This window comes from Nonomuraea sp. B208, assembly GCF_057536035.1.
This window is the reverse complement of the sequence record NZ_BAAJOU010000019.1, coordinates 40,434-62,137: the sequence shown is the minus strand read 5'-3', so window position 1 is coordinate 62,137 and position 21,704 is coordinate 40,434. Positions and strand designations below refer to the sequence as shown.

Sequence of the window (21,704 nt, the reverse complement as noted above, 5' to 3'; positions counted from 1 at the left end):
GCGCTAGGGCAGCCTGCGGGGCACGGCGGGCACCCAGAACTCGACCGTGGTGCCCGCGCCCCGCTCGCCCTTGATGTCCCACCAGCCGCCGGCCGTCTCGGCGCGCTCGCGCATCTCGACCAGCCCGAAGTGCCCGGCCTGACCGCCGGGCCTGGCCAGGCCCACGCCGTCGTCGCGGACCCGTACGTGCACGCCCCGGTCCAGCGAGACCAGCGACACCGTGACGGAGGACGCGCCGGCGTGCCTGGCCACGTTCGTCAGCGCCTCCTGGCAGACGCGGAAGACGGTGATGGCGGCCTCGGCCGGCGGCTCGGCGTCGAGGTCGTGCCTCAGCTCGCACCGCACGCCGGTGCCCGCCATGACTGTCTCCATGTACGCGGCCAGGCTCGCCACCAGGCCCTCCTCCGGCGGGCGCAGCCGGAAGGCGAGCTCGCGCAGCCGGTCGGCGGCGGCGTCGACGGCCTCGTCGATGCCGTGCACCGCGTCGGCGTACTCGCGGGGCAGCGGCGCGTCCCGCAACCGGGACTCCAGCAGGCGCAGCCGCATGCCGACGGCGACCATGGACTGGATGGTGTCGCCGTGCACGTCGTTGGCGATGCGGCGGCGCTCCCGTTCCTGGGCCTCGATGAGGCGGGCCAGCAGCATGCCGCGCTCGTCCAGGGCGCGGGCCATGCTGCGCCGCTCGGTGAGGTCGCGGGTGACCTTGCCGAAGCCACGCAGGCCGCCGTGCTCGTCGCGCAGGGCGGTGATGACGACGCCGGCCCAGAAGCGGGTGCCGTCCTTGCGGACCCGCCAGCCCTCCTCCTCCCATTGGCCGTCGGCGGCGGCGACCGTCAGCTCGGTGGCCGGGCGGCCCGCCGTGACGTCCTCGGAGGGGTAGAAGACCGAGAAGTGCCTGCCGATGATCTCCTCGGCGGCGTAGCCCTTGATGCGCTGGGCGCCGGCGTTCCAGCTGACGATGCGGCCCAGCGGGTCGAGCATGAAGATGGCGCAGTCGCGGATGCTCTGGACGAGCAGCCGCATGTCCTCGGCGGGGCGGTCGCGCGCGGGCATGAGGAGGCAGCCTCCCACGGCCGGTCGGGAACCAGGACCGGTCACCCGCGGCCGGCGCGGGATCAGGGGTCGGGGCTCAGGGGGTCGGGGTCAGGCGCCGGCGGGACGGGCCTAGCGGCGGGACGGCGTGCGCCGCCCGCTCGTACCCCCCGACCTTACCGCCCTCGCCGCCGCACGACGGCACCGCGCGACCGCACCGCGCGACGGCACCGCACTGCGCCACCGCACGACGGCACCGGCGCGTCAGTCCAGCAGCCCTTCGCGGCGGGCGACGGCGACCGCCTCCAGCTTGGAGCGGGCGCCCAGTTTCCCCAGCACGTGCTGGACGTGGTTGCGGGCGGTGTTCCTGGCCACGCCGAGGCGTTCACTGATCTCGCCGATGCTGGCGCCCTCGGCCAGGAGCAGCAGCGTCTCGCGTTCGCGGGCGGTGAGCCGGGCCCCCAGATGGCCGGACCGTCCGGTGAGCCGGTCGAGCAGGCCGGGCAGCAGGCCCGGCGGGAACACCGCCCCGCCCGCGGCGACCTCGCGTACGGCCGACTCCAGCTCGTCCAGCCGCGAGGACTTCACCAGCAGCCCGGCGGCGCCGGACTGCACCACGCGGGCGGCCACGGAGGCGTTGGCCTCGCCGGTCAGCACCAGCACCCGGGCCCGCGGCGCGGCGGCGGTGAGGCGGCCGACGGCCGCGATGCCGTCGCCGTCGGGCAGCCGGCGGTCGAGCACCACCACGTCGGGCTGTGTCCTCGCCGTCTCGGTCAGGGCGGCGGCGATCGTGCCGGCGTGGGCGACCACGGCGATGCCGTCGGCGCGGCCCAGGGCCAGGTCGATGGCCTCCGCGACCATGGCGTGATCCTCGACCAGCACCAGCCGGATCGGGGGTGAGGCGGTCGGCATGGGCGTCGGCTTTCTCGGTCGTGTCAGCGCAGTCCGGTCGTGGGCGGTCCGGTTTCTGCGCGCTCCGGCCGGTGGTGCGGCCTGATCACGGTGTTCGGGCGGTCACTCCCAGCTTTCCATGCCGCCCCCGCCTCCTGCCAGCGGCGAGCGTACGGAGGGGTGTCGCAGGTGAGCGGTCCCAAAAGAGGGTGAAGGACAGGTAACGTGCCACTGGTAAGGTTGTCCGGAAATTTTATGCTTTCGAACGGGTGGGACAGGTGGAGGTCGAGCAAACAGCGCTGCCGGGGATCGGACTCAGACACGACTTCACCACCCGGACCGGCCAGCGCGTGGGAGTCGTCTCCCACCGCACCGGGCGCCGGGACCTGGTGATCTACGACAAGGACGACCCCGACCGCGCCTGCCAGACGGTGAAGCTGAACGACGAGGAGGCCGACGCCCTGGCCGAGCTGCTCGGCGCCCCGCGCATCGTGCAACGGCTCAACGCCCTGCACCAGCAGGTGGAGGGCCTGGTCAGCGTCCAGCTCCCGATCCCGGACGACTCCCCGTACGCGGGCCGGCCCATGGGAGACGCCCGGGTGCGCACCCGGACCAGCGCCTCCATCGTGGCCGTGGTCCGCAGCGGCCAGGTGTTCGCCAGCCCCGGACCGGACTTCGTGTTCCGTACGGGTGACGTCGTGGTGGTCGTGGGCAGCGAGGACAGCACCGCCGAGGTGGCCGACATCCTGGCCCGAGGGTAGGGGCGCGGGTTGCACGAAACCGCCATCCTCTTCCTCGAATTCGGAGCGGTCCTTCTCGGTCTCGGCGTCCTCGGCGCGCTGGCGCTGCGGGTCGGCATCTCCCCCATCCCTCTCTATCTGATCGCCGGTGTGGCGTTCGGCACCGGCGGGGTGCTGCCCCTCGCGACCAGCGAGGAGTTCATCTCCGTCGGCGCCGAGCTCGGCGTGGTGCTCCTGCTGCTCACACTGGGCCTGGAGTACAACGCCGACGAGTTGATGACCAGCCTCACCGGCAACGCCCGCGCCGGCATCGTGGACCTGGTGCTCAACGCGGCGCCGGGCGCGATCTGCGCGCTGCTGCTCGGCTGGGGACCGGTCGCCGCGGTGGCGATGGCCGGCGTCACCTACGCCACCTCATCCGGCATCACCGCGAAGGTGCTGTCGGACCTCGGCTGGATCGGTAACCGCGAGACACCGACCGTGCTGTCGCTGCTGGTCTTCGAGGACCTGACGATGGCGATCTACCTGCCGGTGCTGACCACCATGCTGGCCGGTCTCAGCCTGCTCAACGGCGCCATCGCGGTGGGCATCGCGCTCATCACGGTCAGCATCGTGCTGATCGTGGCGCTGAAGTTCGGGCGGCTCATCGAGGCGTTCGTATCCAGCCCGAACTCCGAGGTGCTGCTGCTGAAGGTGGTCGGGCTGGCGCTGCTGGTGGCCGGTCTGGCCCAGCAGCTGCAGGTGTCGGCGGCGGTGGGCGCGTTCCTCGTCGGGATCGCGCTGTCGGGCGAGCTGGCCGAGGACGCGCAGGCGCTGCTCGCGCCGCTGCGCGACCTGTTCGCCGCGGTGTTCTTCGTCTTCTTCGGCCTCCAGACCGACCCGGCGAAGATCCTGCCGGTGGCCGGGCTGGCCGCGCTGCTGGCGCTGGTCAGCATGATCACCAAGCTGCTCACCGGCATCTACGCGGCCCGCCGGGCGGGCATCGGCAAGGCCGGCCAGGCGCGGGCGGGCATCGCGCTCATCCCGCGCGGTGAGTTCAACATCGTCATCGCCGGCCTCGCGGTCGGCGCGGGCGCGCACCCCGACCTGGGGGCGCTGGCGGCGGCGTACGTGCTCATCCTGGCGGCGTTCGGCCCGCTGGCGGCCAAGCTCGTGCAGCCGTTCATCACGGCGATCGCGAAACGGGCCTGATCGGCTAGCTTTGTCCGCATGGGCACCAGACGAGCGGCCTTCCCCATCGAACGCACCATCGGCGCGGACGACTGGGACGCGCCGGAAATCACGAGAGCTGATTTCCGGCGCGTCCTGTTCCAGGACGTGGATCTGACGGAGCTGATCGACCGCGGCTCCTCCTTCGAGGAGTGCACGTTCGGCAACGTGCGCTTCAACGTCTCCGAGCACACCGACGCGCGCTTCCTCACCTGCCTGTTCGCCGGCTGCTCGTTCTTCGACGCGACGTTCACCGGCTGCAAGATGACCGGCAGCGTCTTCGACGGCTGCACCTTCGGGCTGCTGAAGATCAGCGGCGGCGACTGGTCGTACGTGCAGCTCCAGGGCGCGGACCTGCGCCGCAGCACGATCGAGGACGTACGGCTGCGCGAGGCCGACCTCGGCGGCGCCCGGCTGGAGGGCGCGGCGCTGCGGCGCTGCGACCTGTCGGGCGCGTGGCTGCGCGGCGCCGACCTCACCAAGTGCGACCTGCGCGGCAGCGACCTCGGCGGGCTCGACCCCGCCGACGTCACGCTCAAGGGCGCGATCATCGACCCGGTGCAGGCGACGGCCGTCGCCACGGCGCTCGGCCTGGTCGTCCGCCCCTGACGTCAGGCCGGGGCGCCCGGCGGGATCAGGGAGACGGCCGCCCGCCGCAGGGCGGGCAGGAAGGCGAGGACGCGGTCGGCGCGGCGGCGGCGGTCGGCGGGCGTGCCCGCCCCCAGGTCGTCCAGCAGCTCCAGCAGCCCGTCCTCATATCCGCTCAGCCCGGCCGCGGCCCGCTTGGCCAGGCAGCGGGCGTAGGTCGCGGCCAGCCAGAAGACCGCCTCGCGGTGCAGGCCACGGGCCACGAGCTCCCGGCCGCCGTCGACGGCCACCGGCCGGGCGGCGGGCGTGAGGTCGGAGGCGAACGGGTAGTCGGGGGCGTCCGCCTCCGCGGCCGCGTCGAAGACGGCCTCCAGCACGCTCAGGTGCCGCGACACCCTCGCGGGGCTCAGCTCGGCGCAGCCCAGCAGCTCCAGCAGCTCCTCGTGCAGGTCGAGGCGGCCGTGCTCGGCGAGCAGGTCGCGCACGGCGGCGTACCGCCTGCGTACGGTGGGATTGCGCAGCGCGGCCACGAGCGGCACGTGCGCGGTCACCCCGGTGCCGAACAGCCACGCCATGACCTGCGCGGGCAGCGGCGCGGCGGCGTCGAGGCCGCCGAGCCGGTCGCGGATCCTGGCCAGAGCGTCCTCGCAGCGGGCGAGGACCCAGCGGCGTTCGGCGAAGCCGCGGGCGACCAGCCGGTGCAGCCGTTCCAGGCGCCCGGTGGGGTCGGCGAGGACGCCGGGCAGGTGCAGGTTGCCGGCCAGATGGTAGTCGCCGAGCACCTCGCGGGCGCCGCCGATCCCGGGGATGGCGGAGACCTCCAGCAGGACGCCCTCGTAGCGGAACTTGCCGATCCTGACGGGCGGGTCGGCGATCACCATGACGTCCACGTCGGAGGTCGCGGGCAGCTCGTCGGACGGGTCCGCCCACAACGTCGAGCCGGTCAGGAACGCGCCGCCGAAACCCGGCAGCGCGGCGCCCTCCTCACGCACCCACCTGCCCGCCAGCCGCCTGGCCGCCGCGACCCGCATCCCCATCCCCTCTCCCCGTCCCCTCTCGCTGTCCCCGCCGGTCCCCTTCGTTGATGACGCGGGAGACACAACCCGCATTCTCCTGCGGAACAGTGGCCTTCTCGCGCGTTCGCGGCCGGGCGGAGGGGGGCAACGCTTGTTCATGAACGACGCCTCGAACGCGGGCCCCGACCTGGAGCTCCTGGTCCGCCGGGAGCTGGCGGAGGCCGGTTTCACCGTCGAGCCGTCCCTGCTGTCGGCGGACGGCGGGCTCGGCGTCTGGCACGATCCGGCGCGCGGGGTGATCGTGACGTGGGGCGGCGACGCCGACCGCCTGGTGAAGTACGCCACGGTCCGTTCGGCGGTCCGGCTCGCGCTGCGCACCGTCCTGGTCCGCGCCGGGCACGAGGTGCGCGAGGACCTCGACGGCACCGAGCTGGTCATCACCTCCTGACGAGGCCGGGAGCGGGGCGGGCGTGACGACGCCCCCGCCGCCTGGGTGATCGGGCTGCCCACTTTCGGGCGGCCTTCATCGGTTGTGGGAATGGCGGGCGGCGGGGGCGCGGCTCTGGACGTCAGATGAGCTGCAGCGCGGGCCGGGCGGGCTCGGCGGCCTCCCCCCGCGTGTGCAGGTCCTCGCGGAACGCGGCGAGATAGGCGTCACGGTCGTGGAAGGTGGCGGCGAGGGCGTCGCCGTAGTCGATGAGCTGGCGGTGGGCGTTCCCGCGCGGCTCGTAGCGGGCGTGCATCAGCCGGTCCAGCTCCGCGGGGTCGCCGCCGGCCGCGCAGATGACCTCGGCCAGGATCTCCGCGTCCCGCAGCGTGTAGCTCATGCCCATCCCGGTCATGGGGTGGCAGGCGAACGCGGCCGAGCCCAGCAGGGCGGCGTTGCCGCGGTGGTAGGCGGCGACCCGCATGGCCGAGACCTTGATCCGCTGCCACGCGGCGGACTGGAGGCTGTCGAAGGCGTCGGAGCTCTCGGAGACGAACTTCTTCAGCTCGTCCACGAGGGTGGGGACACCGTCCTGGAAGACCTCCTCGTCGCACTCAGGGGGCAGGCCGACGAACACCCTGGCCTGCTCGGGGCCGAGCGGGTAGAAGTAGGCGAGCCAGCCGTCGGAGCTGAAGTAGAGCCGGTTGAGCCGGGCGACGCTCTCGGTCAGCGGCACCGTGGCGACGCGCATGATGAGCCGCTCGTACGGCAGCGTGACCTGCTCGATGCCGAGCGCCCGGCGCACCAGGGACTTCGTGCCGTCCGCGCCCACGACGACCCCGGCCCGCAGCCGGCGGCCGTCGGCGAGCGTCAGCTCCTCCACTCCTCCCCCGCCGACGGCGAGGTCGCCGATCTCGGCGCCGAACCAGAACTCCACGCCCTCCATCACGCAGCAGGTGTAGATGAGCTCGACCAGCTCCCGGTAGGGGCGGATGAGGAAGCCGCCGTCGGGGAAGCGGCAGTCCTGGATCGGGTCGCCGTCGTGGTAGTAGCGGACGTGGTCGCGCCTGAGGCCATGGCGTCCGACGAGGTCCGCCAGCCCGTGCCGGGCCAGCACCCGCAGTCCCGGGGGCTTGAGGAAGTCCGCGCCCGCGCTGGGGATGGACGGTCCCTGTTCGATGACGACGACGTTCTGCCCGCGGCGGCGGAGGAGCAGGGCGAGGAAACAGCCGCCGAGCCCGGCGCCGACGATGGCTACGTCGCACGATGTGGTTGCCATGACGAGGAGCCCTTTCGGTGGTTCTGGATCTAGTTCGGATTCCCGCGGGTGCTCGCGAGCGGGCCGGAATCGGCCGCGCGTGGCCGCGGGACGGCGCGGACGGGCGGGTTGGCGGGTGAGTTGACGTGAGCGACGGCGGGCGAGCCGGCGGGCGAACCGGCGTGCGGGTCCATGGGCAGGGCGCGGGTCTCGGCGGGCAGCAGCGCGTCGGCCTCCGCCGCCACGGTGGCGAGGGTCATGCGCAGCTCCAGCAGCATCCGGCGCGGCACCTTCACCATGACGTCGCCGGGGTCGGTCCGGACCCGGGTGATCTTGGTGAGGGCGAGGGCGCCGGTGAGCACCGAGATGGCGACGCAGATCGCGATCGCGCCGGCCAGGCCGCCGAACCCGCCGATCAGCGCCGGGTGGTCGATGACGAGCGAGACCACGGCGACGCCGACGGCCCCGCCCACCATGCGGGCCATGGTGGCCGCGCCGACGGCGGAGGCGTACTGGTGGGGGCGGGCGGCCAGGGTGGTGGCCACCGAGGTGCCGGGCGCGAGCGCGCCCACGCCCATGCCCACGACCACGCTGGCGATCAGGCCCCACACGGTGGGGCCGACCTGGGTCAGGACGAGCACGCACGCGCCGCCGCAGAGCAGCGACCCGGCGTAGATGAGCCCGTACGGGCCGATGTGCTTGACGAGCTTTCCGGCCAGGTAGCTCGTCACGACGACCGCGACCGACGTGGGCGTCAGCCACATGGCCACCTCCAGCATGGGGTAGCCGAGGTGGAGCAGGTACAGCGGCTGCACGGTCAGCAGCCCGTACGACAGCGCGCCGAACCCCCAGGTGGCCAGCCAGCCCCAGACGAACCTGGGCCGGCGCCACAGCGCGAGGTCGATGGCGGGCAGCCGGTGGTGGCGGGCCTGGGCGAGCGCCCCGCCGATCAGCAGGACCGCGGCCAGCCCCAGCCACGCCACGTCCGTGCCCCAGGCCATGGCCTTGGAGATGGCGAGGACGATGACCGCGATGCCGGCCGCCAGCAGCCACGCGCCGAGCACGTCCGGCAGGCCGCGCGCGCCGGCCCGCTTGCCGGAGGGCAGCGCGAGGCAGGCGACGAGGAGCACGACGCCGATGACGACGTCGGGCACGAACAGCATCCGCCAGTCCACGGCGGCGGCCAGCCAGCCGCCGCCCGCCTGCATGAGCAGGCAGCCCAGCCCGGAGGCCGAGCTCCACAGCGCGATCGCGCCGCGCCGCTCGCTCTCCGGCAGCTCGCCGAGCAGCAGCCCGAGGCTGGCGGGGATCATCGCGGCGGCGCCCGCGCCCTGGACGGCCCGCGCCGCGAGGACGAACGACCAGGAGTCGGCGGTCACCGTGGCGATGCCGCCCAGCACGAACACCACCAGCCCGACGGCCAGCACCCGGCGGCGGCCGAACAGGTCGGCCCAGCGGCCGGCCGTGGCCAGCAGCGCCGCGATCGGGATGAACGCCGCGCTGGTCAGCCAGACGAGGTCGCCGAGGGGCATGCCGGCCCCTGCCGGTGTGTAGCGCAGCACGCCGACGGCCAGGGTGGTGGCCGTGGTGTCGGCCATCACGGTCAGCATGACGCCCGCGCCGACCAGGCGCAGCATGACTCCCTGACGGCGGCTCAGGACGGCCGTGCTCGTCCCCCGTGCCGGTGACGAACGCACGTGGTCACCTCCAACGTACTATCAGTGGTCCTCGCCGGCCGCGTGGGCCGGCGGGATGGGCGGGTTCGTGGTGCGGGTATGTGCGGGTTTCGCGTGGTTCAGGCGCCGTAGCGGCCGGGCGAGAGCAGGCCGTCGGGGTCGAGCGCCGTCTTGAGCCGGTGGAGCATGCCGAGGCTGGCGGTGCTGGTCTCGGACCAGACGTCGGCGGCGGCGTGGTCGATGTCGGAGCGGTAGATGGCGCAGCCGTTGCCGCGCAGCACGCAGTTGCCGTCGTTGCGGAGCTGGTGGGCGCGGTAGGCGCCGTCCGGGCGGGAGCGGTCGAAGAAGATCTGGATGACGCCGTTGGCCAGGTGCCGGCCGACGACGTTCCACTCGGCCATGAGGGCGGTGGAGTGGGCGTCCACGGCGCTCTGCAGGGCGTTCACGATGTGCACGGTCTTGCGGGCGTCGGTCGGCATCAGCGGCATCAGGGCGAGGAAGCCGAGCCCGGTCGCGTCCACCTGCTCGCAGGAGGCGACGCCGAGCGCCTTGCGTACGCCCGCGCAGGTGGGGATGCCCTGCGACATGAGGGCCCTGGCGTAGAGCGGGTCGTCCGGCTTGACCTCGGTCGGGTCCACCACGAGCAGCTCCTCGGAGCCCTCGACCTCGGCGAGCGCCTTGCGCAGCAGCTCCTCGGCCAGCTCGACCGCGGCGGCGGTGCCGAGCAGCGGCCCCATGACGGCGAAGCGGTCCAGGTCGACGCCGGCGGGCAGCGTGAAGTCGCCGTGGGACGGGGTGAGGGCCAGCTCGCGTACGCGGAGCATGCCGTCGGCGGGGTTGCCGCGGCGGACGAACCCGGCCACCGCCTCCAGCGCGACCGCGGCCTGGTGGCGCGGCAGCCGGCCGTACACCATGCCGATGGACTCGGGGCGGGGCACCAGGGCGATCGCCATGGCGGTGACGATGCCGAGGTTGTGCTGGACGAACGCGGCCGTGAGGTCGGGCCCGGCGACCCTGCCGTGGTAGCGGCCGGCCGGGTCGAGCCCGCCGGTGGTGACCACGCTGCCGTCGGCGAGCACGGCCTCGAGGCCGGCCACGTCGTGGACACGGGAGCGGAAGGTGCCGTCGCCGCGGTCGAGGGCGTTGCCCACCACGGAGGTGTCGGCACAGGAGTTGGTGACGTTCAGCATCCACGGGGTGTCGCGCAGCGCCTCGGCGAGCTGCCGCTGCGTCACGCCGGGCTCGATGACCGCGAAGCCGGTCTCCAGGTCGATGCCGCGGATGCGGTTCATGCCGCTGAGGTCGACGACGACGTTGTCGTCGGTGACCGGCATCCCCGAGCCCATGCCCCAGTTGCGGCCGGTGCTGATCGGGTAGAGGCGGTGCCGGGTGGCGCCGGCGGCGCGGACGAGGGCGCGGACCTGGTCGAGGGTGCGCGGGGACTCGGTGCCGGTGATGGAGCGTGGCTGGTGACCTCCGACGTCACGCGGCATCAGCTCGACTCGCGTTAGCTCCTGCATGGTCGTCCTTCCGTTCCTCTCAGGCGGTGTGCTGGAGCAGGTCGTCGATGGAGCCGATGGCCTGGTGGGACATGTCCCTGATCTCGAGCAGGCGCTGCTCGGCGAACAGGTCGGGCGCGGGGATCAGCGCCGGCTGCGGGGCCTGCACGGGGAACTCGCGCAGGGCGTAGGGGTGACGGCGGGGGCGCGGGACACCGTGACCGGAGTCGTGGAGGTCACGGGAGTCGCGGGGGTCGTGCGCGTCGCGGGGGGCGGGGACGTCGGGCCTGGCGGGTCCGGGCAGGTGCGGGGGGGTTCGCATGACGGGGCCTTTCCTACCGGATGTGGGCGGGGTTCTTCCGGGGTGGCCGCTCGCCGTCGAGCGGCGTCTGGGTCAGCCTGCGCCCTCCTCGTGGCCGGCGTATCCGGCCAGAGGAGCGGCGGCGACGGCCGCGGGGGTGGCCCGCGGTGCGCCGTTGTCGATGACGCCGTCGATGACGCCGTCGATGACGCCGTGGTTGATGACGCTCGCGGCGATCCGGCGCTCCGCCAGCCCCATGTGGGGACGTCCGGCGCCAGGGGTGCCGGGCCGGGCGGCCGAGCCGCGGATCATGGAGCTGGCGTGCACCCAGCGACGGGTCTCGGCCAGCACCTCGCGCTGGGCGCGGCGCAGGTCGCCGTGGCGGGCGTGGTGCTCGCACACCGCGCCGGCGAGCACGCGCGCCATGACGAGGTGCTCCTCGCAGGCGGCGGCGACCTTGGCCTCCAGGCCGATGACCTGGGCCAGCAGGAGCTGCAGGTGGGGCAGGCCGGAGCTGCGCTCGTAGCCGCGGAGCTCGGCCAGCCGCTCGGGCCAGCGCAGCCGGCGTTCGATCGAGGCGCAGGTGGCGGCGACGATCTCGGCGGCGGACCCGTCGCCGGGGTCGCGGCCTTCGAGCTGGACGGCCCGCTGGGCGGTCTGCTCGAAGCCGGTCAGGCGGCGCAGGCCGCTCTGCAGCAGGCGTACCCGGTTGTGCAGGCAGGCGGCGCTCCAGCCGAGCACCAGCAGCCGGTCCTGGTCGGCGTCGCAGTGCCAGCCGACCAGCGACACCTCGCGGGCCATGCGGTGGTGCAGCACCCACGCCTCATGCTCGGCGGGCGGCACCGGGGTGTCGATCCACACCTGCAGGCCGCCGGGCGGCAGCTCGCCGACGCCGATCTCCACGCCCTCGGGGGCGACCCGGGCGCAGATGCGGTGGACGACGCGTTGCTGCGCCGCCGTCTCGGGCGCCAGCGGCGCCGTGCCGTCCCAGAGAGGCGGCATTCGCTGGGGGGCCACTTCCGCCCTTGGCTCGACGCTCATCTGAGGCCACCTCCTGACCCGCGGGCCGAATCGAAGCTCTGTAAATTCACACTTAATAGTGCCGCTCTGATCGTGGGCATGACGAGCTTTTCTGTCAACTGGCACTTTACGCATCCAGTATGTTTGCGGCGGCGCAGACGCGGAAAGCGCGACGCGACGGCGCGTTCGCGCAGGTGAATCCCGGGTTGCCGATGATCGGTGATCTAGAGTCCGAACCAGGGCGTAAGCCAGGACGACAGGACGAGGAGCGCAAACATGCCGGTGCCCAGAGCCGTGGTCGCGGCCGTGGTCGCCACCTCGGCGTTGCCCGTCACGACGGGCTCGCCGCAGGCGGGGGGCGGCTACTGCGCGCTGCCCGACGACTCCCAGGTGTCCCCTCCTAACCTGATCGCCACTGCTTCCTCACTCGGCTGGATTCATCCCAATCCGCCGCCCGCCCGGCGGGAGCCGAGCGACCTGGAGCGGCTGGACTTCGCGGGCTTCCCGAACGTGTCCGTCCTCGACGTCGCCGGGCCGGACGGCCGGCCCGCGCAGAAGGTGATCACCACGTTCACCACGAACGTCGACAAGGTCGTCACCCTCACCAGCGAGGCCGCCGTGTCCACCGACGGCGGCGTCACGTTCGGCCCGTCGGCGGCCACGCCGCTGCGCGAGTCGCCGATCGAGCTGCTGGACGGGAGCTACTTCGCCACCGAGTACTACCAGAAGCGGACCGGGCCGCACACGGCGCGGCTGGGGGTGCTGACCTCGGACGCCGCCGACGACGGCGAGGACTGGCTGCGCTCGGCGGCGACCCTGCGCACCCCGGACGAGCTGCTGTCCGGCGGGGCCGCGCACGGCACGCCGGTGCAGCTCGCCGACGGCACGATCCTGATCACCGTCTACACCCGCTACCGGGACACCGGGGCGTACCAGGCCGAGGTGTACGCCAGCGCCGACGGCGGCCGCACCTTCGAGCGGCGCGGCGTGATCGCCCGCCCGGAGGAGGCCGGGTACGCCTACACCGAGGCCGCGCTGGCGCAGGTCATGGACGGCAGCCTGCTGGCGGTGATCCGCCGTGACGGCGGGACGTACGCGACGCTGAGCCAGGCCCGCTCGACCGACGGCGGCCGGACCTGGACACCGCCGGCCGGGCTGCGCTTCGCCGGGGCGGACTGCGTGGTGCGCGGCGTCGCGCCGCGGCTGCTGCTCATGCCGGGCGGGACGCTCGTGCTGAGCGCGGGCCGGCCGGACAATTGGCTGGCCGTCTCCCGCGACGGCCTCGGGCAGGAGTGGCAGCAGCCGCGCGTGACCTACCACAACCGGGACGGCGTGTGGGACGCCCACGGCTCGTCCGGCTACACCGGCGTCGCGGCGCTCGGGCCGCACCGGCTGATCCAGGTGTTCGACAACTGCAAGATCGCCGGGGTGCGGCCGGACCACTCGCTCGACGAGACGGCCTGCCCCGCGCACGGCCGCTTCGAGCAGGGCGGCTGGTACGCGATCAAGCGCGGCCTCTACGACGTCGCCCCGCCCGCGCCCGGTCGCCTGGACCTGGCCGGACTGCTCCGGCGCGGCGACCTGAAAATCGCCACCACCATGCGCTGGACCGGCCGCGGCCGACCGCACACCCGTCCCGAGGCCGCCCTCGACGGCAGCACCGGCTACTGGTCGAGCGCGGTCGCCGCGGGCGGCCCCGGCGAGTACGTGCTGCACCTGGACCGGCAGTACCGCTTCACCATGGCCGGGCTGAGCCTGCGCCCGGGGCATCCGGCCGGAGCCCGCGTGTACGTCTCGCGCGACGGGCGGGCGTGGGGCAAGCCGGTGCTCACCATTCACGACCGTACGGATTACGCGCTGCGTCATGAGGCGATCGCCGCGAAAGGCCGGCACGTGAAAATCGTGGTGGACCGTTCCGACGATTGCGACCGGGAAATCGGGCCGTCGTGCGCGATGCTCAACGAAATCGAGCTCTACGCCGCGACCTGACCTTTTCCTGGCCTTTTCCCGGCCTTTTTCGAGCGGTCGGCGCGGCGGTCAGGTGTCCAGGTCGAGCCGGTCGTGGTCGCCCGTTCGCGGCGCGGGAACGGCCGTACCCATTCCGTAATGGCGGTGCAGCAGGATTTCCTCTCTCGCGGTCAGCAGACCGTCCACGGCGACGTGCGGCGCGGCCCTGACTTTCGCGCCGTCGAAAGCGACGGTGATTTCGTCACCCGTACGGCTGCTGCTGGCGAGCGGCACGAAAGTCTGCCGCATGCCGAGAAATCCGCTGCACACGGTCACCCACTCCGCGCGGCCGGTGCGGTCGTTGAGATAGACCTGTCCCACCCTGCCGAGCGGCTCGCCGTCGCAGCCGACGACGTGGCACTCCAGCAGCGTGCGGATCTCCGTCTGCGTGGCCACGACCTACCCCCTGATGTGGCGCCCCTTGCATCGAACTGGACAGATACCCCATATCGCCACAAAACCACACCTTTTGGGCAATGGTTTTCTGTCCGGTTCCACGCCGCGTGGGCCGGACGCGACGCGCCCGGCCCACGGCCTTTCCTTCGAGCGCCGGCGGATCAGCCGCCGTGCGCCTTGCGCAGCGCCTCCAGGTGCTTCTGGAGCTGGGGATCGGCCTCCTTCGCCAGCGCCACGACCTCCGGCGAGGTGCCCTTGTCGATCTCCTGCTTGGTGATCCTGATCGCGGCGACGTGGGACTTCGTCATCCCGGCCAGGAAGTCCTGGTCGAAGTCGGCGCCGGTGTCCGCGCGCAGTTTGTTCGACAGTTCCTTCTGGGCGGCGGTGGGCGAGCCTGGCAGGTCGACGCCGAGCCGGCCGGCGAGCTGGGTGACCTTCTCGTCCAGCGCGGTGTGGTCGTCGACCAGCATCTTGCCGATCGACTTCACCTGCTTGGTGGTGCCCTTGCCCTCCGCCAGGCGGCCGGCCTGGATCTCGGCCATGTTGCCCTGGTGGATGGTGCGCAACCAGGTCTGGTCCAGTTCGGACGGCGGGGCGGTGGTCTGCGGCGCCACCCCCGCGGTGTTCGTGGGTGCGGTCGCGCACCCGGCGAGGGCGGCGGCGGCCAGCAAAAGTGTCAGGCGGCGAGTACGCATGAGCATTCCTATGACGATGGCGACACTGATCCACTACGCACAGTAACCGCCCATGCCGTCACGTCGCCGTATTGCGCCGCCCGGCGCGTCCCCGGCGTCACTCTCCCGGCAGGTCCCTGACGAAGGCCAGCCCGTCGATCAGGTCCAGATGGGCCGGGTCCAGAGGGAAGTAGCCGAAGTACGGAGACTCCCTGACCACGGGCGGCTCGCCGGCGAGGGCGGCGGCCAGGCCGCGCGGGTCCACCAGGAAGCGGTCCTCCGGGACGGCGTGCAGCAGCCCTTCGACCGTGCCGGCCGGCGGGGTGTCCACGCCGCGGTGGCGGATCGTGCCGACGGCGATGGCGAGGGCGGCGTAGTCGGCGCCGAGGCGGGCGCGGACGAGCGCGCCCGCGCTCCACCACCGCACCGGGCCCTGTTCCATCCGCATCGTGCCCGCCGTCGGCGTGAGGTGCAGGTTGTGGGAGAAGACGAAGGTGGGGCGGCGCTCGGCGAAGGCGAGGAGGTTGGCGGCCATCACGGCGGACCGCGTGGCCAGCAGGCCCACCATCCTCCCCGGTCCCGTGCCGGCCAGGTGCGCGTGGTAGCGCAGCAGGCCGACGGCCGCCCTGCCGTACAGGCGGGCCCGGTCCCAGTCGTCCCGCGCGGTCGCGGCGAGCAGGTGCGGCGTCTGCGCGTCGAGCAGCGCCACCAGGTCGTCGGCGAGCAGCCGCAGCTCCGCGGCCTCGGCCGAGCGGCCCACCGACCGCGAGGGGTCGCGCATGGCGGCCTGGTCGCTCCAGCGCTCGTCGGCGCCGAGCAGCCGGTCGAGGGTGCCGGCGGTGCACGGGAGCAGGACGGCCTCCACGTGGGACGCGAGATAGCCGTGCAGCGCCATGAGCGCCTGCCGGGGGCTCTCCGCGTGGGTGATCTCCGTCGGGCTGTCGAAGGCGGTGAAGCGCACCTGCTCGGCCGCCGGCCGGCCGGCGTTGTGCTCGCGCATCCAGCGGACCAGCTCGCGGTTGCCCTCCAGGGCGCCCCACTCGTGGCTGAAGCCGCGCTCCATGACCTCGTCGAGGGTGCCGGCGCCCGAGGTGACGTGGTCGTCCACGACCAGGCCGCGCAGGCAGTCGGTCTCCAGCGCGATCGCGCGGTAGCCCTCCCGCTCGACGAGCTGCCTGAACAGCTCGTTGCGTACGTCGAGGAGGGTCTCCTCCAGGTGGGTGGGCTCGCCGAGGGCGAGCACGCGGGGGCGGTTCGGGAGCAGGGCCATGACGGAGGCCGCGTCGAGGGGGTGGGTGACGTCCTTGATGCCAGTTGTCATGACTTCAACGGTATCGTTGAACCTTCGGGTGAAACTTTTACCCGCTTTTCAAGCTTTTTGGGCGTCCTACCTTCAACCAAGGGGGGACGGGGCGGAGGCGCCGCTTGACCCACGCGGCTCGCGGCTCGTCGTCCGCGCCGCCGTCGCGGGTTCTGGGTAAAGAAGCGGACCGGGATGGTTGAGCCCGGACAGAGGGGGAAGGGTGGCTGACTCCTGAACGTCGACCGTGAGGAGGAGCCGTAGTGCTCACCCTGACAGCCAACGCAGCCCAGGCGATCCGCGATCTCACCGCGACCGCTCCGGAGCCCACCCAGAGTGGGATCCGCATCTCGTCGGAGGGTGAGGGCGCCAACGCGCTCACCCTGTCACTGGCCACCGCGCCGGAGCCGGCGGACGCGGTCGTGGAGTCCGAGGGCGCCAGGGTCTATCTCGACCCCGTGGCCGCGACCGTGCTGGACGACAAATCTCTCGACGCCGGAGCGGACGACCAGGGCAGTGTGTCGTTCCTGGTCACCGAGCAGGCCGTGTGAGGCGCGCCCCCGCCGGGCTCCTTGAGCCGCGGCCCGGCGGGGGGCGACCCCACGCGCATCGCTTAGCCGGCTCAGCCGGTGGTCAGCAGCTTGTGCAGGTAGCGGACCTGCTCCTCGCTCTGGTACCCGCCGCCGCCCTCGTGGTTGTTCCAGGGCCACACGACGATCTCCTTCGGCCCCTGCCAGTGGTTGTAGGCGGCAAAGACCGTGGACGGCGGGCACACGTCGTCCATCAGCGCCACCGAGTAGAGCGCGGGCACCCGGCCCCGCGCCGCGAAGTTCATCCCGTCGAAGTACGCCAGGGTCCGGAAGACCTGCTCGGCGCTGTCCCTGCGGGTGGCCATGAAGCGGACCAGCTCCTGGTACGGATCCTTCCCGGTGATCTCGACCGCCCGCCGGAAGTGGGTCAGGAACGGCACGTCCACCAGCGCCGCCCTGACCGCCGGGTGCAGCGCGGCCGTGGCCTGCGCGATGCCGCCGCCCTGGCTGCCGCCGGAGACGACGATCCGGCTCCCGTCCACCGCCGGGTGCTCCAGCGCGGCGTCCACGGCCCGGACCGCGTCGGTGAACACCCGCCGGTAGTAGTAGTCCTCGGGGTCGAGGATGCCCCGGGTCATCATGCCGGGGGCCTGCGGGTTCGCGCCGCCGTGCGGGTCGGGCGTGGTGCCGGGGCTGCCGACGTTGGCGCCGCCGTGGCCGCGGGTCTCCATGACGAACACCGCGTACCCGGCCGTGGGCCACAGCAGGTGGTCCTTCGGGAAGCCGCGCCCGCCGCTGTAGCCGATGTAGTGCATGACGCACGGCACCGGGCCCTCGGCGCCGCGCGGCAGCAGGAACCAGCCGTTGATGCGGTGGCCGCCCCAGCCCGCGAACGACACCTCGTACACCTCGACGCCGGCGAGGGGCAGGTCGTAGGGGGTGTAGGTGGCCGCCAGGTCGTGCTGCCCGGCCTCGGCCAGCGTGCGGGCCCAGAAGTCGTCGAAGTCGGCGGGCTCGTCGCGGTCGGGACGGTAGTCGCGAAGCTCGTCGAGCGGCAGATCGAACAGTGGCACAGATGCTCCCCTAACTGACAGAACGATGGTGATATTTCACCCCATAAGCCAGGAAAGCGGTATCCCGCCCCCGGCTGGTGAGACGCCTTGTCCGCGCCCGCGTGGGTAGGGGCTCTCCTCGTGAGCGAATACGCCAGCCAGTACGTCATCGCGGTCCCCCACTCCCACCTGTCTCCCGACCTCATCCTGGACGCCCCCGCGGGCACCGACGACTTCCTCGTCGTCTTCGGCGACGACACCGAGGCACGGGCGCAGCTCCTGCACGACGACGCCGGACGCCCGGTGCTGCGGGTGGGCGGCTACATGACGTCCCAGGGGACGGTGGTCGCCGAGCAGCTGTGGAGCGTGCGCGAGGCCGCCCGCCACGGCGACCGGCTCCGCCTCCGCATCGGCCGGTCCCTCCCCTGAGCCGGCATCAGGGACGGAACGGGCGCAGCCGCGGCCACCAGCCCGGCACGTGCGCGCGATAGTCGTCGTACGCCGCCCCGAATCGCCTGCGCAGGTCCGGCTCCTCGTACCAGTGCACGAAGGACCACACGGCCAGGGCCACGGCGACGGCGTAGAACAGCAGGCCGCGATCGCCGAAGACCATGGCCTGGCCGATGATCGCGGTCAGGATCGCGACGTACATCGGGTTGCGGACGTACCGGTACAGCCCGCCGACGACCAGCCGCTCGGGCGGCGCGACCGGCATCGGCGTGCCGAGCCCCTCCACGACGAAGCGGACGAAGGCGTGCACCAGCACCGCCAGCCCGGCCGCGACCAGGATCGCCCCCGCCACCCGGAGCGGGACCATGATCGGTCCGGGGAACGGCTCGTGCGTCCGCCAGCCGCCGACGAGATACGGCCCGAGGGCGGCGACGGTGCCGGGTGCGGCGGCGAAGAAGAGTGCGCTGACGACCGCGGCGGGATTCCTGCGCATGGGGTGCTCCTCACCCAGAATTCACTGGTTGATGAGTTTAGGCGGCGGGCTCCGGCACCGTCAACGCCCTGGCGGGTTGGCGAACTTCTGTAAGGAGCCTTACGATTCACCGATGATCAACCTGAAGCGGCCCTCGTACGAGGAGCTCGTGGCCCGCCTCGGCACGCCGGTCGCCGTCGAGGACGCGCGCGCCCGCTGGGGCTCGCTCGTCGACGCCGCCAAGAACGGCCAGGTCACCCTGATCACCCGCGAGCGCTGGGAGTGGGCGGCGCTGGTGCCGCTGTCGCGGGTGGCCGGCGTCCTGAGCGGGCTGCCGGTCGTGCCGCTGTCGACGGCCCGCTCGAAGCTCGGCGACCTCGTCCGCCAGGTGGCCGACCCGTACGACGACGAGCCCGTGCTCCTCGTCCGCCGCCGCACCCCCGTCGCGGCGCTGGTCGCGGCCCGCCTGCTGCTGGAGCCGCCCGCCGCGCCGCGCGGCCCGGACGCCGACGCGCTGCTCGCCGGCGGCCACACGGTCACGCTGGCCCTCGACCCGGTGGGCGGGCTGATCGTCGCCATCGCCCGCGACGCCGAGGGCACGCAGGTCGCGGCGGCGTCGGGACGCGACGCCGCGCAGGCGCTGCGCTCCCTCGCCGGGCCGCCGCCGGGTCAGCCGGACGGCTCGCCCGGCAGGACCACCGCGTCGGGGCCCGGGTAGACGAACTGCGTGTGGCCGTCGCCGAAGCGTACGACGTAGGGCGGCGCGCCGCCGGGGCCGCGTACCTCCACGATCACGGCCTTGCGGTCGGCCTGGCCGACGACGTTGCCGTGCACGAGCAAGATGTCACCGACGTTCGCCTGCATGAGCGGTTCCTCCCCGAGGGGCTCGGACGACTGCGGGTGCCTGCTCCCACAGTGCACCAGCGCGGCCGTACGGGAAAGGCGGGCAGCCGGTCGCTTAAATCAGTCGAGAACCGGACATGGCGGTCGCTACCGTGTGGCCGGTGGACGCCCCTCTGGAGACTTCGCGGCTGGTCCTGCGGCCCTTCACCGCCGCCGACGCCGAGCAGCTGATCGCCCTGCACAACGACGCCGAGGTCATGCGGCACCTCAACGGCGGCAAGCCGGTGCCGCGCGAGCGGATCCTCGGGGAGACCCTGCCGCGGTTCGTCCGTGGCGGCTTCCTCGCGGCGGTCGAGAAGGCGTCGGGCGGCTTCATCGGCTGGTTCCACCTGCGCCCGCCCGAGGGCGGGCCGGCGGACGAGCTCGAGCTGGGCTACCGGCTGCACCGCGCGGCCTGGGGGAAGGGGTACGCGACGGAGGGCTCGCTGGCGCTCATCGACAGGGCGTTCGACGAGCTGGGGGCGCGGCGGGTGTTCGCGCAGACGATGGCGGTCAACGTGCGGTCGCGGCGGGTCATGGAGAAGTGCGGGATGCGGCTCGTGCGGACGTTCTTCGAGGACTGGCCGGATCCGATCGAGGGCGCGGAGCAGGGCGAGGTCGAGTACGAACTACGCCCCGAACACCGGCACCCTGCCGCCCCTTGACCACGCCGCCCCCGGCTCCGCCTCCCGATGCCGTATCACCGCACCCGCCTCCCGATCCCGTCTCCCCCCACCCGCCTTCCCCGGACGCGCCTCTACGCGTCCGCTCGGGTCGCCGTCACCGTGTAGCGCTCGTCGGTGATCTCCTTGCCCCACAGCAGCGGGTCGGTGAGCGGCTCGACGTGGACGTCCGCCAGCGGGACGGGGAGCCGTCGCAGCGCGGCCACCAGGTCGGCCGCCGCGATCCCGCCGTCCCAGGGCGTGTCCTCGCGCCGGGGCACCGTGTTCCAGCGGCCCTCGACGAGGACGAGCCGGCCGCCGGGGCGCAGCAGGCCCGCCCAGCGGGCCAGCGCCTCCTCCGGCCGGGGCAGGGCCCAGACGAGGTGACGGGACAGCACCACGTCGAAGCGCCGCTCCCCCACAGGGGGCGCGGCGGCGTCGCCCACCGTCACGACGGCGCCGGTGCCCGCGAGCTTGGCCCGCGCCCGCTCCACCATGCGCGGCGCGAGATCGACGCCCGTCACGCGGTGACCCGCCTCGGCCAGCAGCAGCGACAGCGACCCCGTGCCGCACCCGAGGTCGAGCGCGTCGAGCCGCCCGTCCCCCGGCGGCAGCCAGGCGGCCAGGCGGGCGGCCCAGGCAGCACGGACGCGGGGGTCGCGCAGGCCGTGGTCCGCCTCGTCGTCGAACGTGTCGGCGGCGGCGTCCCAGAACGCCGCGGTGTCAGGCTGTTGCATGCGGGTCATCCTGCCGGGCGGCACCGACAGTTTCCGGCACCCGGCCGGTGGACAGCCTGGTGCACTGGTCAGACCAGTGGTTAAGGTGCCCTCATGGGATATGAGGGGCTGTTCCGCCTGGACGGGCGGCGTGCCGTGGTGATCGGGGCGGGCAGCGGCATCGGCAGGGAGGCGGCGCTGGCGCTGGCCGCGCACGGCGCGTCCGTCGTCTGCGCGGACCGCGACCTGGACGCCGCCCAGGAGAGCGCCGCCGCCTGCGGGGGCGCCGCGCGGCTGCTGGACGTGCTCGACCCCGACGCCGTACGGTCGGCCGCCGCCGAGGAGCCGGCCGACGTGCTGGTGTTCACCGCCGCCACGAACGTGCGCAAGCGGCTGCTCGACTACACCGGCGAGGAGTTCGACCGGGTGGTGGGGCTCAACCTGCGGGGGTCGTTCGACGTCGTACGGGCCTTCGGCGCGGGCATGGTGGAGCGGCGGCGCGGCTCGATCATCGGGTTCGCGTCCATCCGCGCGTCGGTGACCGAGCCGGGGCAGAGCGCGTACGCGGCCACGAAGGCGGGCCTGGTGCAGCTGCTGCGGACGGCCGCCGCCGAGTTCGGCCCGTACGGCGTGCGCGTCAACGCCGTCGCGCCCGGCGTCGTCGAGACGCCGCTGACCCGCCAGATCAAGGACCACCCCGACTGGTACGCCGCCTACGCCGCCAAGTCCGCGCTCGGCCGATGGGCGTCGGCGGAGGAGATCGCCGGGGCCGTGGTCTACCTGGCCGGCGACGCGGCCAGCTTCGTCACCGGCTCGGTGCTGTACGTGGACGGCGGCTGGACCGCCGTGGACGGCCGTTTCGACCCGCCCAACTGAGACCGCCCCAACTGGGACCGCCCCAAACCG

The 21,704-nt window shown here is 73.2% G+C and carries 25 protein-coding genes; 10 read left to right on the top strand and 15 right to left on the bottom strand.

The features are described 5' to 3' along the window. Window positions 1–3: 3 nt before the first annotated feature. Both AC27IY_RS14165 and AC27IY_RS14160 read right to left on the bottom strand, forming a co-directional pair. Entirely contained in the window at window positions 4–1,053 is a 1,050-nt protein-coding gene (locus AC27IY_RS14165; RefSeq protein ID WP_487178212.1) for a PAS domain-containing sensor histidine kinase, read from the bottom strand. A 243-nt stretch (window positions 1,054–1,296) separates the two neighbouring features. Further along, complete coding sequence (locus tag AC27IY_RS14160) at window positions 1,297–1,944, bottom strand: response regulator (RefSeq protein WP_423447487.1); 648 nt, start codon at window positions 1,942–1,944, stop codon at window positions 1,297–1,299. 248 nt (window positions 1,945–2,192) lie between these two features. On the opposite strand from AC27IY_RS14160, the gene AC27IY_RS14155 reads away from it, so the two are divergent. Genes AC27IY_RS14155 through AC27IY_RS14145 form a run of 3 tightly spaced genes read left to right on the top strand, consistent with a single transcriptional unit; the run spans window position 2,193 to window position 4,481 of the window. Then, window positions 2,193–2,684, top strand: a complete 492-nt coding sequence (locus tag AC27IY_RS14155) for a cation:proton antiporter regulatory subunit (RefSeq protein ID WP_371251790.1) — start codon at window positions 2,193–2,195, stop codon at window positions 2,682–2,684. Between the two features lie 9 nt (window positions 2,685–2,693). Next, window positions 2,694–3,854: a cation:proton antiporter gene (locus AC27IY_RS14150; RefSeq protein WP_344206009.1), complete on the top strand. Its 1,161-nt coding sequence runs from the start codon at window positions 2,694–2,696 to the stop codon at window positions 3,852–3,854. 18 nt (window positions 3,855–3,872) lie between these two features. Beyond that, on the top strand, window positions 3,873–4,481 hold the full coding sequence (locus AC27IY_RS14145; RefSeq protein WP_487178211.1) for a pentapeptide repeat-containing protein: 609 nt from the start codon (window positions 3,873–3,875) through the stop codon (window positions 4,479–4,481). Between the two features lie 2 nt (window positions 4,482–4,483). On the opposite strand, the gene AC27IY_RS14140 is transcribed toward AC27IY_RS14145, so the two are convergent. Next, window positions 4,484–5,497: a hypothetical protein gene (locus AC27IY_RS14140; RefSeq protein ID WP_487178210.1), complete on the bottom strand. Its 1,014-nt coding sequence runs from the start codon at window positions 5,495–5,497 to the stop codon at window positions 4,484–4,486. Between the two features lie 136 nt (window positions 5,498–5,633). Here AC27IY_RS14140 and AC27IY_RS14135 point away from each other — a divergent pair, with 136 nt between their 5' ends. Continuing rightward, window positions 5,634–5,924 (top strand): hypothetical protein, encoded by a 291-nt coding sequence (locus AC27IY_RS14135; RefSeq protein ID WP_344206004.1) that lies wholly within the window; start codon window positions 5,634–5,636, stop codon window positions 5,922–5,924. Between the two features lie 121 nt (window positions 5,925–6,045). On the opposite strand, the gene AC27IY_RS14130 is transcribed toward AC27IY_RS14135, so the two are convergent. The 5 genes from AC27IY_RS14130 to AC27IY_RS14110 all read right to left on the bottom strand — a co-directional run bounded on the left by AC27IY_RS14130 (window position 6,046) and on the right by AC27IY_RS14110 (window position 11,678). Continuing rightward, complete coding sequence (locus AC27IY_RS14130) at window positions 6,046–7,182, bottom strand: FAD-dependent oxidoreductase (protein WP_487178209.1); 1,137 nt, start codon at window positions 7,180–7,182, stop codon at window positions 6,046–6,048. 29 nt (window positions 7,183–7,211) lie between these two features. Then, a complete protein-coding gene (locus AC27IY_RS14125; protein WP_487178208.1) occupies window positions 7,212–8,798 on the bottom strand; it encodes an MFS transporter in 1,587 nt (528 codons plus the stop codon). A 158-nt stretch (window positions 8,799–8,956) separates the two neighbouring features. Next, a complete protein-coding gene (locus AC27IY_RS14120) occupies window positions 8,957–10,357 on the bottom strand; it encodes an FAD-binding oxidoreductase (RefSeq protein WP_364456341.1) in 1,401 nt (466 codons plus the stop codon). A 19-nt stretch (window positions 10,358–10,376) separates the two neighbouring features. Beyond that, on the bottom strand, window positions 10,377–10,658 hold the full coding sequence (locus AC27IY_RS14115; protein WP_344205998.1) for a hypothetical protein: 282 nt from the start codon (window positions 10,656–10,658) through the stop codon (window positions 10,377–10,379). Between the two features lie 72 nt (window positions 10,659–10,730). Next, on the bottom strand, window positions 10,731–11,678 hold the full coding sequence (locus AC27IY_RS14110; RefSeq protein WP_487178207.1) for a hypothetical protein: 948 nt from the start codon (window positions 11,676–11,678) through the stop codon (window positions 10,731–10,733). A gap of 255 nt (window positions 11,679–11,933) precedes the next feature. On the opposite strand from AC27IY_RS14110, the gene AC27IY_RS14105 reads away from it, so the two are divergent. After that, window positions 11,934–13,646, top strand: coding sequence for a sialidase family protein (locus AC27IY_RS14105; RefSeq protein WP_487178206.1), 1,713 nt, complete (start codon window positions 11,934–11,936; stop codon window positions 13,644–13,646). Between the two features lie 48 nt (window positions 13,647–13,694). Here AC27IY_RS14105 and AC27IY_RS14100 read toward each other — a convergent pair whose 3' ends face one another. The 3 genes from AC27IY_RS14100 to AC27IY_RS14090 form a co-directional block, all read right to left on the bottom strand. Then, window positions 13,695–14,060 (bottom strand): PRC-barrel domain-containing protein, encoded by a 366-nt coding sequence (locus tag AC27IY_RS14100; RefSeq protein WP_487178205.1) that lies wholly within the window; start codon window positions 14,058–14,060, stop codon window positions 13,695–13,697. A 161-nt stretch (window positions 14,061–14,221) separates the two neighbouring features. After that, window positions 14,222–14,761, bottom strand: a complete 540-nt coding sequence (locus tag AC27IY_RS14095) for a DUF4142 domain-containing protein (RefSeq protein ID WP_449954417.1) — start codon at window positions 14,759–14,761, stop codon at window positions 14,222–14,224. Between the two features lie 91 nt (window positions 14,762–14,852). Beyond that, complete coding sequence (locus AC27IY_RS14090) at window positions 14,853–16,055, bottom strand: erythromycin esterase family protein (RefSeq protein WP_487178204.1); 1,203 nt, start codon at window positions 16,053–16,055, stop codon at window positions 14,853–14,855. A 242-nt stretch (window positions 16,056–16,297) separates the two neighbouring features. Between AC27IY_RS14090 and AC27IY_RS14085 the strand changes: the two genes are divergently transcribed. Then, window positions 16,298–16,585, top strand: a complete 288-nt coding sequence (locus AC27IY_RS14085) for a HesB/IscA family protein (RefSeq protein WP_344205990.1) — start codon at window positions 16,298–16,300, stop codon at window positions 16,583–16,585. A 71-nt stretch (window positions 16,586–16,656) separates the two neighbouring features. On the opposite strand, the gene AC27IY_RS14080 is transcribed toward AC27IY_RS14085, so the two are convergent. Continuing rightward, complete coding sequence (locus tag AC27IY_RS14080; RefSeq protein WP_487178203.1) at window positions 16,657–17,637, bottom strand: acetylxylan esterase; 981 nt, start codon at window positions 17,635–17,637, stop codon at window positions 16,657–16,659. 120 nt (window positions 17,638–17,757) lie between these two features. On the opposite strand from AC27IY_RS14080, the gene AC27IY_RS14075 reads away from it, so the two are divergent. Beyond that, window positions 17,758–18,045 carry a hypothetical protein gene (locus AC27IY_RS14075; RefSeq protein WP_344205987.1) on the top strand — a complete coding sequence of 96 codons (288 nt, stop codon included), beginning with the start codon at window positions 17,758–17,760 and terminating at the stop codon, window positions 18,043–18,045. A gap of 7 nt (window positions 18,046–18,052) precedes the next feature. Here the strand turns inward: AC27IY_RS14075 and AC27IY_RS14070 are convergent, their stop codons facing one another. Then, on the bottom strand, window positions 18,053–18,559 hold the full coding sequence (locus AC27IY_RS14070) for a methyltransferase family protein (RefSeq protein ID WP_423447505.1): 507 nt from the start codon (window positions 18,557–18,559) through the stop codon (window positions 18,053–18,055). A 112-nt stretch (window positions 18,560–18,671) separates the two neighbouring features. On the opposite strand from AC27IY_RS14070, the gene AC27IY_RS14065 reads away from it, so the two are divergent. Beyond that, window positions 18,672–19,256, top strand: coding sequence for a type II toxin-antitoxin system prevent-host-death family antitoxin (locus tag AC27IY_RS14065; protein ID WP_423447507.1), 585 nt, complete (start codon window positions 18,672–18,674; stop codon window positions 19,254–19,256). On the opposite strand, the gene AC27IY_RS14060 is transcribed toward AC27IY_RS14065, so the two are convergent. Next, window positions 19,208–19,402: a DUF1918 domain-containing protein gene (locus AC27IY_RS14060; protein WP_487178202.1), complete on the bottom strand. Its 195-nt coding sequence runs from the start codon at window positions 19,400–19,402 to the stop codon at window positions 19,208–19,210. The genes AC27IY_RS14065 and AC27IY_RS14060 overlap by 49 nt on opposite strands. A gap of 116 nt (window positions 19,403–19,518) precedes the next feature. Here AC27IY_RS14060 and AC27IY_RS14055 point away from each other — a divergent pair, with 116 nt between their 5' ends. Further along, window positions 19,519–20,085, top strand: coding sequence for a GNAT family N-acetyltransferase (locus AC27IY_RS14055; protein ID WP_487178201.1), 567 nt, complete (start codon window positions 19,519–19,521; stop codon window positions 20,083–20,085). A 92-nt stretch (window positions 20,086–20,177) separates the two neighbouring features. Here the strand turns inward: AC27IY_RS14055 and AC27IY_RS14050 are convergent, their stop codons facing one another. Beyond that, on the bottom strand, window positions 20,178–20,819 hold the full coding sequence (locus AC27IY_RS14050; RefSeq protein WP_487178200.1) for a class I SAM-dependent methyltransferase: 642 nt from the start codon (window positions 20,817–20,819) through the stop codon (window positions 20,178–20,180). Between the two features lie 93 nt (window positions 20,820–20,912). Here AC27IY_RS14050 and AC27IY_RS14045 point away from each other — a divergent pair, with 93 nt between their 5' ends. Beyond that, complete coding sequence (locus AC27IY_RS14045) at window positions 20,913–21,674, top strand: SDR family NAD(P)-dependent oxidoreductase (protein WP_329578875.1); 762 nt, start codon at window positions 20,913–20,915, stop codon at window positions 21,672–21,674. Window positions 21,675–21,704: the final 30 nt, after the last annotated feature.